The 10000-nt window shown below is 33.2% G+C and carries 8 protein-coding genes (1 of these 8 cut by a window edge); all 8 read right to left on the bottom strand.

What is annotated here, in order from left to right; genetic code table 11:
* Positions 1 to 2407, bottom strand: the 5' portion of a protein-coding gene (gene gyrA / locus NTHER_RS00040) for a DNA gyrase subunit A (protein ID WP_012446498.1). 17 nt of this gene lie to the left of the window's left edge; only the first 2407 of its 2424 coding nucleotides appear in the window; the start codon lies at positions 2405 to 2407; the stop codon falls past the left edge of the window.
* 84 nt (positions 2408 to 2491) lie between these two features.
* Entirely contained in the window at positions 2492 to 4414 is a 1923-nt protein-coding gene (gyrB, locus tag NTHER_RS00035) for a DNA topoisomerase (ATP-hydrolyzing) subunit B (protein ID WP_012446497.1), read from the bottom strand.
* Between the two features lie 69 nt (positions 4415 to 4483).
* Positions 4484 to 4783, bottom strand: coding sequence for an extracellular matrix regulator RemB (remB, locus tag NTHER_RS00030; protein ID WP_012446496.1), 300 nt, complete (start codon positions 4781 to 4783; stop codon positions 4484 to 4486).
* A gap of 7 nt (positions 4784 to 4790) precedes the next feature.
* On the bottom strand, positions 4791 to 5693 hold the full coding sequence (locus NTHER_RS00025; protein ID WP_012446495.1) for a DciA family protein: 903 nt from the start codon (positions 5691 to 5693) through the stop codon (positions 4791 to 4793).
* A complete protein-coding gene (gene recF, locus NTHER_RS00020; RefSeq protein ID WP_012446494.1) occupies positions 5674 to 6834 on the bottom strand; it encodes a DNA replication/repair protein RecF in 1161 nt (386 codons plus the stop codon). Before recF ends, NTHER_RS00025 begins: the two co-directional genes overlap by 20 nt.
* A gap of 33 nt (positions 6835 to 6867) precedes the next feature.
* Positions 6868 to 7089, bottom strand: a complete 222-nt coding sequence (gene yaaA, locus NTHER_RS00015) for a S4 domain-containing protein YaaA (protein WP_012446493.1) — start codon at positions 7087 to 7089, stop codon at positions 6868 to 6870.
* A gap of 19 nt (positions 7090 to 7108) precedes the next feature.
* A complete protein-coding gene (dnaN, locus tag NTHER_RS00010) occupies positions 7109 to 8221 on the bottom strand; it encodes a DNA polymerase III subunit beta (RefSeq protein ID WP_012446492.1) in 1113 nt (370 codons plus the stop codon).
* A gap of 272 nt (positions 8222 to 8493) precedes the next feature.
* On the bottom strand, positions 8494 to 9855 hold the full coding sequence (gene dnaA / locus NTHER_RS00005) for a chromosomal replication initiator protein DnaA (protein ID WP_012446491.1): 1362 nt from the start codon (positions 9853 to 9855) through the stop codon (positions 8494 to 8496).
* Positions 9856 to 10000: the final 145 nt, after the last annotated feature.

Raw genomic sequence — 10000 nt, 5'->3', positions numbered from 1 at the left:
CCAGTGATACCACTTGATCGTCATCTTTTAATTTAATTAATCTCACTCCTTGAGTTCTCCTACTCATTTGTGATATGCCTTCAACTTGCTGCCTGTTAATCACACCTTGTGCAGTCACCAGTATAATTTCTTCATCTTCATTAACTACTATACAACCCGCTAGATTCCCGGATTTTTCTGATGGTTTAAAGGTATAGATACCTTTTCCGCCTCTTGATTGTGTCCTATATTCTGAAACTGGAGTCCTCTTTCCATAGCCGTTTTCACTGACAATTAGTAAATCAGAATTTTCTTGGGCAATATCCATTCCAATTACTCGATCATTATCTTTCAATGAAATACCTTTTACACCGCGAGAATTTCTTCCCATACTTCTAACTTCTTCTTCTGAAAATTTAATTGCTAATCCTTGCTCCGTTCCTAAAATTATTTCTTGTTTTCCGTCAGTTAGATGAACATCAATCAATTCATCATCTTCATTTAAGTTTATTGCAATCAAACCATCTTTTCGATAAGCTTTTAATTCGCTTAAGATAACTTTTTTAGCAACTCCCTGCTTCGTTACGAAAAACAGATAGTCATCTTCAGTAAATTCTTGAATCGGTATAACTGCAGTAATGTGTTCATCAGGATCTATTGCAAGTAGATTAACAATAGCTGTACCTCTGGCTTGTCGTGAAGCTTCCGGGATTTCATATACTTTAAGTCTATAAACCTTGCCTTTATTGGTAAAGAATAAAATATAATTATGAGTTGAAGTTGCAAAAAGATGTTCTACAAAATCATCGTTTTTAGTAGTCATCCCACTAATACCTCGACCACCCCGTTTTTGATTACGGTAAGTGGACAGTGGTACTCGTTTGACATATCCTTGATGCGTTAATGTGATAATTACTTCTTCATCAGGGATTAAATCTTCTTCATCAAGTTCATCGGTCTTATTAGTAATTAAAGTTCTTCTACTATCACTGTATTTCTCTTTTATTTCCTGGATTTCTTCTTTAATAATATTTAAGACTAATTGTTCATCCCCTAATACTCTGTTGTAGTAGTCAATCTTCTTTAATAGTTCACTGTATTCTTCCTCTATTTTATCTCGTTCCAAAGCAGTTAGCTTTTGAAGTCTCATATCTAAAATTGCTTGGGCTTGTTTATCTGATAATGAAAAATTGTTCATAAGACCTTCTTTTGCCTCTTTAACAGTTTTAGATTGTCTAATCAATTTGATCACAGCATCTAAATTATTTAAAGCTATCTTAAGTCCTTCTAAAATATGAGCCCTTGCTTCGGCTTTTCTCAATAAATATTTGGTTCGTCTGATAATAACTTCTTTTTGAAATTCCAGATAATGATCCAGGATTTCTCTAAGCGAAAGTACTTTGGGCTCTCCATTAACCAGGGCTAGTAAGATAATTCCGAAAGATTGTTCTAAAGTAGTGTATTTATATAGCTGATTTAATAGGACATTAGGATTTACATCCCTCTTGAGTTCTATTACAACTCTGAGACCATCTCTATCAGATTCATCCCTGAGATCACTAATTCCTTCAATTTTCTTTTCCCTAACTAAAGATGCAATTGATTCTATAAGTTTGGCTTTATTTACCTGATAAGGGATTTCTGTTACTAAAATTCTATGCTTATTTCCTTTTAAATTTTCAATTTCTGTTTTTGCTCTAATTTTAAGTTTTCCTCTTCCAGTTGAATAAGCGTCTTTAATTCCATTTCTGCCAAGGATAATTCCTCCAGTGGGAAAATCGGGACCTTTAATATAATTCATTAAATCCTCATCGGCAATCTCAGGATTCTCTATCATGGCCACTATCCCGTCGATAACCTCGTCTAAATTGTGAGGAGGAATATTAGTTGCCATACCAACTGCTATACCAGCTGAACCATTGACAAGTAAGTTAGGAAATCTAGAAGGTAGTACGACAGGTTCCTCTAAAGTTTCGTCAAAGTTTTGTTGATAATCAATAGTTTCTTTATCGATATCCTTCAATAATTCTGTACTGATCTTAGCCATTCGAACTTCAGTGTAACGCATGGCAGCAGCACTATCACCGTCAACTGACCCAAAGTTGCCGTGACCATCCACCAAAGGATATCGGGTTGAAAAGTCTTGAGCCATGCGTACCATAGCATCGTAAAGTGCTACATCACCATGAGGATGATATTTACCTAGCACTTCTCCAACAACACGGGCAGATTTTTTATAAGGTTTTTCTGGTGTGATTCCTAGATCGTGCATAGCAAATAAAATTCGACGATGAACCGGTTTTAAACCATCCCGGACATCAGGTAAGGCCCTACTGACAATTACGCTCATAGCATAATCAAGAAAAGAATTTTCCATCTCTTCTTGGATATCAATCGGCACTACTTTCCCTCGCATAGTATCGCTCATAATAGCTTCCCTTCCTTTTCTTTTCAAAGCTTGTTATCTTATTATCAATCTGTTAAAAGATCTGCTAAAAATTAAACATATTTTTTAAACATCCAAATTTCTCACATCTCGGGCATTTTCTTCGATAAATTTACGTCGAGGACTGACCTTCTCACCCATGAGAACCGTAAATATTTTATCGGCTTCAATGGCGTCTTGTAGATTCACATTTAAAACAGTTCTACTTTCTGGATTCATAGTTGTTTCCCAAAGTTGAGTAGGATTCATTTCCCCTAGACCTTTATATCTTTGAAGACTAATACCTTCTTTCCCTATTTCCTCTAATAAATTATCTAGTTCATGATCATTAAAAGTGTAGTAATGTTTACCCTTCTTCTTAACCATATATAATGGCGGTTGAGCTATATAAACGTAACCGTGTTCAATTAAAGGCCTCATATATCTGTAGAAGAAAGTTAATAGTAAAGTTCTGATATGAGCACCGTCAACATCGGCATCTGTCATAATTATTATTCGTTGATATCTGGCCTTGGAGATATCAAATTCTTCACCTATTCCAGTTCCAATAGCTGTAATAATAGTTTTAATCTCTTCATTTGCCAGGATTTTATCAAATCTTGCTTTTTCTACATTTAAAATCTTACCCCTAAGTGGTAAGATAGCTTGAAACTCTCTATCACGTCCTTGTTTAGCCGAGCCACCAGCTGAATCACCCTCGACTAAATACAATTCACTTTTTGAAGCATCCTTTGTAGTACAATCGGCCAATTTACCTGGAAGAGCAGTTACCTCTAAGGCATTTTTTCTTCTGGTCAACTCTTTTGCTTTTCTAGCTGCTTCTCTAGCTCGTGAAGCATTAATTGCTTTATTAACTATTTTTTTACCTACTGCAGGATTTTCTTCTAAATAACTTTCCAGATGTTCCGAAACAATACCTTCGACAATCCTTCTCACTTCACTATTTCCCAGTTTAGTTTTTGTTTGTCCTTCAAATTGAGGATCTTCCACTTTAACACTTATAATAGCAGTGATACCTTCTCTAATATCTTCACCTGTTAAGTTTTTGTCTCCGTTTTTGAGCAGATTATGTCGGCGTGCGTAATCATTAACCGTTCTGGTTAGGCTAATTTTAAAGCCTGATTCATGAGTACCTCCCTCATGAGTATTTATATTATTTGCGTAGGAATGAATCATTTCTTGATAGCCGTCATTATATTGAATTGCTACTTCTAATTTACACCCTTCTTGTTCGCCTTCAATATAAACTGGTGGAGTAAATAGAGTTGTTTTATTTTCGTTTAAATATTCTACAAAGGACTTAATACCACCCTCATATTTAAAATGTTCTTCTTTAAATTCATCTTCTCTTTCATCGCTAATAGTAATTGAAACTCCTCTATTTAAAAAAGCTAATTGCTGTAATCTATTTCTAAGCACTTGATAGTCAAATTCAACTGTCTCGAAAATTTCTTCATCAGGTAGAAAAATGATTTCTGTTCCGCGCTTGTCCGACTCTCCTATTTCTTTAATTTCCGTTTTGGGATAACCTTTTTCATACTCTTGTTGATAGACTTTACCATCACGATAAACTTTAACTCTTATCCACTTTGATAAACCATTTACCACAGATATACCTACACCGTGAAGTCCACCAGATACTTTATAGCTGTCATTTGAAAACTTACCGCCTGCGTGTAGATAAGTCATAATTACTTCTAAAGTTGGTTTTTTAATCTTGGGGTGATCTTTTACAGGTATTCCTCGACCATTGTCAGTAACTCGGACTTTGTTACCTGGCTCTAATTTAATTCTTATATCATCGCAATAACCTGCCATAGCCTCATCTATACTGTTATCTACAACTTCATGAACCAAGTGATGCAAACCTCGCTCATCGGTCGAACCTATATACATTCCTGGCCTTTTTCTAACGGCCTCTAAACCTTCAAGGACTTGTATTTGGCTTTCATCATAATTTTGCTCGTTAACAAACTTGTTTTCTTCCATTACTAAACCCCCATTTCTCGCATACCATATTATACCACAAAAGTTGCTCGGTTTAATCAAATTTAATTATTAAGTATTATCTATTTCATCCTCTTCTTCCTGTTCAAATAAGTCGCCATCTTGTTGATTATAAATTTTCTCAATCCTCTTTTTTAAAGTGACAGAAGTAATAGGAGAAAAATAAATATTTTGTCCTGTCAAAACAAAACTACGTTCCCGATTATCATACTTATTATTTTTAACAAATCCTTCTTCTTCAGAGATCTTTAAAAAATCCCTAGTTGCTTTATCTTCTAAAACAGATATATCAAATATACCTACAATTTCTTTGATTGGAAGAACAATATTGTCACCGATGTGAACAAACATAAATTGCTCAGCCATCCTTTCCCAGTTTTTTATTAGCAAGCTCTAGATATTCTTTCCCAAGAGCTCCAACTGCGGTTTCCCAAGTTTTATCATCAATTTCCTCAGGCTTTTCTTCAGTTATAATCAAAACATATTGCTGTAAAAGGTCTTTAAGCCAATCGTAATTTTTTTGAGTTTGATTATATTTAAAAACTTGTTTCGCTTTAAACAGTTCATCTTTAACACGTTGATAAAATTGATTTTTAGCTCGATTGTAATCCCTTCTTGTTATCTCCATATCAGAAGGGATTTCTTCTTGTAATTCATTGTAATTTAACCAAGGGGAATCCTTCAAAATCCTTATTAAAGTATTCAACTTTTTCCGTTCGTTCTCTTCTATGCAATCTTGGCAAATACCTTTATTGTTAGTTAATTTCCCACATTTATCACATTCAGAATAACCTTGCGATTTTTTTCCTTTTTTATATTTTAAATCTTGCTCCATGAGTTTTGCTAACTTTTTCTGTAAATTTTCGTCTTCAATTTCCGATGTAGTTTTTTCAACCCAATCTTTTTCCTTGGTTTCCAAGGGAATTTCTTTATATTTTGATCGTCCCCTAGTTAAATTTAAACCTGAATTATTAGGGATCTGTCCCGTAACAAATTTAATATCTGTAACTACTGTTTTACCTACTTTTTCATTGAGTTTTTTAATTAAGTTTTTCTTTCTCATGGACAATTCTTGAATCCAAATAGAATTGCTACATACTACTATCATTTTCTTACCTTGAAAAACTTTTGGTTGACAATTGGTAGCAATTTCTTCACCTACGACATCTACCCAATAATTCATAGCTTTTTCTTGATAAAATTTCTTTAATAAACCACTTTTAGCAAGGAATTTTTTTAAATCATTCCTGATTCCCTGCATTTAATTTCACCGCCTCACCGTTATCAATTCGAAAAACCTGGGATTTAGCTTTAATATCCACGTCACCATTGAAATCTTCCATAGAAGTGCTAGTTACGAATGTTTGCACTCGTCCTTCTGTTAAATTTAACAGATGTTTTTTTCTATTGTCATCTAATTCACTCAAAACATCGTCTAATAGTAAAATAGGGAATTCACCCTTCTCTCCTTTAATCATTTCTAATTCCGCCATTTTAAGAGCCAAAACCGTAGTACGTTGTTGTCCTTGGGAACCAAACTGCCTGGCATCTTTATTATTTATTTTAAAAATTAAATCATCCCTGTGAGGTCCAATGGAAGTTGTTCTTTTCTCAATATCACTTTGTAGATTTTCGTTTAAAGTATTTAAAAATTTATGGGCTAATTTTTCTCCCGAAAGCTGTTCTCTAAACTTGCAATCTTCAAATTCCAATGAAGGGGAGTAATCTAGCTCTAAATTTTCAGTTTGATTTGTTATTTTGCGATAAATTAACCTGGCAAGCAATCTTATTTTATGAATAACTTCTTCTCTTTTTAGTATAATTTTAGAACCATAATGGACTAACTGTTGATTCCAAGGAGGTAAATGTTGTGCCAAGGTGTTTTTATCTTGATAAGTTTTCAATAGTTTATTTCTCTGTCTCAAAGCTTTAAAATAATTTTTCAAATAGAAGTCATAACTGGGATCCACCTGAGTTATTTCTTGATCAATAAATCTTCTCCTATTATCTGGGGTCCCTTTAACAAGCATTAAATCTTCGGGACTAAAAATAACTACATTCATGGTTTTTAAGAAATTTCTTGTATTGGTTTGGGATAAATTATTAACTTTCAAATTTTTATTTTTCCCATTCTGATAGTTTGTAATTATTTCTAAAGTGTATTGGGCTTGTTCCTTTTCTAATTCTCCTTTTAGGTAAAATCCGCTGGTTTCCCAGCGGATTAATTCTTTTTCTTTTTGAGCTCTATGGGATTTACCTGTAGCCAGATAATATATAGCTTCAAGTAAGTTTGTTTTACCTTGGGCATTAGCACCAAAAAACAATATAATCGGCTTTTTAAAATTCAGTTTTAGATTAGAGTAATTGCGAAAATTTTTAAGACACAATTCTGTTAATTTCAAAGGACCACTCCTTCGGAGATCCAAATAATATTATCATTTAGTTATTTCAATGATTTCCTCTTGGTCTTTTAAGTTAACAATATCCCCTGGATATAACTTTTTTCCTCTTTGTTCTGTTTTTTCTCCATTTACTTCAATATCTTCTTCTTTCAAAAAATGTTTAACTTCTCCACCGGTAGCAACAATGTTTACATACTTCAACAATTGCCCTAAGGTGATATATTCACTATTAATCTCAACTTTACGCTTACTCATAATATCACTCCTAAACAGTTTAAAAAGCTCTTACTGGCAGTATGAGATGAAAGTACTGATCATTTTCCCTAGGACGGATGATCATAGGGCTGTAAGAGCCAGTAAATTCTAATTCTACTTGATCTTCTTCAATGACCTTTAAAACTTCAATGATAAATCGGGCATTAAGGGCGATACTTATGTTATCTCCTTCTTTATATAATTGTAAATCTTCTTTTAATTTACCCGTATGAGGGGAATTAGATGTAATTTCCATATTTTCTTCTGAAATGTTTAATTTAACAATGTTATTTGCACCTTCACTGGCTAAAAGAGAAGCTCTTTCCATAGAATCTTGCAGGAATTTTCTGTCAATCATTACTTTGGTTTGATAATTTTTTGGTATTACTTGATCCAGATTGGGAAATTCCTCGTCAATTAACTTACTAAATAGCCTTACTTTTTCAGTTTCACACAAGAAATATCCGTTTGCTAAATACAAGTTAATTAATTTATCCTCTTCGCTTATAATTCTCTGTACTTGACCAATAGCTTTCTGCGGTATTATATACTCTCCTGATATTTGACTATCATTAGAAATTTTACCTTTTCTCCAAGCTAATCTATAACTATCAGTTGCAACCATATCAAGTTTATTATCTGAATCAAATTTACAAAGAACTCCTGTAAATGCAGGTTTAGTCTCTTCTTTGCTAACTGCAAAACTGGTTTGATGAATCATTTTTTTCAATAAGATTTCCGGAATAGAAAAAGATTTCCCTTCTTCAATTTCTGGTAATTTGGGGTATTCTTCAGGATCAAGACCTTTGATTTCATAGTAAACTTGTCCGCTTTCAATAGTGATTAAATAATTTTCCTGATCAACACTAAAAGTAATTTGATCTTCCGGCAGCTTTTTTATTATATCAAAAAACTTAGTAGGTACAACAACGGAACCTTGTTCTAAAATTTCTGTTGATAAATAGTAGTTTATACCCATTTCTAAGTCATACGTAATGATAGAGAGAGTATTATCGCTATGGGTCTGAATAAAAAAGCCATTTAAATGGGGAATTGTATTTTTATTTGAAATACCTCTTTGCGTTGCTTGCAAAGCTTCAGTAAGTTCATCTTTTTGAAAAATGATTTTCATTTGTTTCACTCCTTTGTCATATTATCTTTATATAATTAATATACTTAGTAAATACAGTCATCTTAACAGTAAGGCCTGTGGATAAGTGGAAAATAGACCCTTGTGGATATAATATAGGCAAAAACTTGTGGACAAATTTGTTAATAATCTATCATAATTATCCACAAGTTAACAATTGGTATAAGTGTCTTAAGTTATCCCGAAGAATATACACAGATAGTCCCTAATGTTGTCCACAGTTTTTCCGAGACTTATCCACTAAAATAACTCCTTTAATCACCATGTAATAGATTCTTGATTTCATCTATAGTTTCATTTAAATGAGATTCTTTTTTAAGGTCACTTGCTATTTTGTCATGAGCATGCATAACTGTAGTATGATCGCGTCCACCAAACTCGTCTCCTATTTTAGGTAGTGAACTGTCGGTTAATTCCCTTGCTAGATACATTGCTATCTGTCGAGGGAAAGCTACTGAACGTGTACGCTTCTTAGCTTTGAGATCATCAACCTTTAATCCAAAATATTGTGCTACCGTCTTTTGGATATGCTCCACTGTCATTTTTTTAGGTTGTTTATTAGGTAAAATATCCTTTAACGCCTCTTCTGCTGTTTCTTTGGTTATTTTTTTATTAGCCATTGATGAATAGGCAATAACCCTAATTAAGCCACCTTCTAATTCCCTTATATTAGTATCTATTTGATTGGCAATATAAACAATTACATCATTGGGGATATCAAGCTTTTCTAGATATGCTTTCTTTCTCAAGATAGCTATTCTAGTTTCTAAATCTGGTGCTTGAATATCTGTGATCAAACCCCATTCAAATCGTGATCTAAGCCTGTCTTCTAATGTGGGAATTTCTTTAGGAGGACGGTCACTTGAGATAATGATTTGCTTATCATTTTCGTGAAGCGTATTAAAAGTGTGGAAAAACTCTTCTTGAGTTTGTTCTTTTCCTGCTAAAAATTGAATATCGTCAACTAAAAGGATATCAACATTTCTGTATTTATTACGGAAATTAACTGTTTTGTTATCTCTGATAGCGTTGATAAATTCATTTGTAAACTTTTCCGATGAAATGTAGACAACCCGATAGTTTGGTTGATGACTGAGTACATAATGACCAATTGCATGCATTAAGTGAGTCTTACCTAAGCCTACTCCCCCGTATATAAATAGAGGATTATATGCCTTGGCTGGAGCTTCTGCCACTGCCAAAGAGGCAGCATGAGCAAATCTATTGGCATTTCCTATAACAAATGTATCAAAGGTATATTTGGGATTTAACCAAGTTGTATGTTCGCTTCCCTGGGAAGACTTTTTAGAAGTAGATTCTGGTTTTTCTTCATTTTCATTGTTTTGTTCTTCCATTTTTATTTTTTCTCCAGGTAATAAAAATTTAATTTTTAGCTGTTTTCCTGATATTTTTTTTAATGAATTTTCAATTGAATTTTTATACCTGGAATTGAGCCAGTCTTTAGTGAATTCGTTAGGAACACTTATATATAAATCCGTACTACTCATTTCTACAGGCTCAGTGGATTGAAACCAGGTCTCAAAGCTTGGTTTGCTAAGTTGCTGTTTTAATTCTTCTAGAGTTTTAGACCATAATTCTTCCATGTTTTCTGACATAAATATATCCCCCTTTGGGAAAAATCTTACATATGAGCTTGTTATTTAAATGTAGTCATTTTTAATTGATGTTTTGCAATTACAACATTCAAATTTAAGATAGCATAAATATAAAAAATATACACAATTATTTCGTGTGACTAAA

Source organism: Natranaerobius thermophilus JW/NM-WN-LF, from assembly GCF_000020005.1.
In the GTDB taxonomy this organism is placed as follows: Bacteria; Bacillota; Natranaerobiia; order Natranaerobiales; family Natranaerobiaceae; genus Natranaerobius; species Natranaerobius thermophilus.
The sequence above is the reverse complement of the archived record's forward strand: the minus strand, read 5'-3'. Positions and strand labels throughout refer to the sequence as shown.